This is a genomic window from Maribellus luteus, from assembly GCF_003576475.1.
In the GTDB taxonomy this organism is placed as follows: domain Bacteria; phylum Bacteroidota; class Bacteroidia; order Bacteroidales; family Prolixibacteraceae; genus Draconibacterium; species Draconibacterium luteum.
The window spans coordinates 1-732 of record NZ_QWGR01000079.1; the positions used below are offsets into that span (position 1 = coordinate 1).

The 732-nt window shown below is 71.7% G+C and carries 1 protein-coding gene; it reads left to right on the forward strand.

Features of this window, described 5'->3' with window-relative positions; translation table 11 throughout:
• Positions 1–732: amidohydrolase family protein (locus D1614_RS25820; RefSeq protein WP_438268360.1), on the forward strand; the 732-nt coding region annotated here is incomplete at both ends.

Sequence of the window (732 nt, forward strand, 5' to 3'; positions counted from 1 at the left end):
GCCGGCGAGCCAGGTGGTCGTGTATCGCGACGCCGGCTTGATCGACGGCCTGGGCGGCGGCGTGAAGCCTCATATGGCCGTCATCGTCGAAGGCGCCGTCATCAAGGCCGTCCTGCCGGACCAGCAGCTGAGCAAGGCCGATCTCAAGGGGGCGGAGGTCGTCGACCTGTCGGGACGCTACCTCCTGCCCGGGCTGGTCGACTCCCACGTCCATCTGGCCACCTCGCCCAACCGCAAGAGAGCGGAGGCGCTGATGCGGCGCGAGGTCTACGGGGGCGTCACTGCGGTCCGGGACATGGCCGGGGACGGCCGCGCCCTCGCGGACCTGGCGCGAGCCTCCCGGGTGGGCGAGATTCCCGGCCCGGACATCTTCTACGCCGCCCTGATGGCCGGCCCCGGATTCTTCGCCGACCAACGCACGGTCTCGGCGACGCAGGGCGCCACGGCCGGCGCGGTTCCCTGGATGCAGGCGGTGACCAGCCAGACCGATCTGCCCTTGGCCGTCGCCCTCGCCCGGGGGACTTCCGCCAGCGGGATCAAGACCTATGCGGACATTTCCGGTCGCCTTCTGGCCCGGATCACGGCCGAGGCCCATCGCCAGGGGATGCGGGTCTGGTCGCACGGCATCCTGTTTCCCGCGACGCCCGAGGAGGTGGTCGCGGCGGGGGTCGATGTGATCTCCCACGCCTGCCAGGCGGGGTTCCAGGCCGCCGCGCCGCCGCCTGTGTCCAT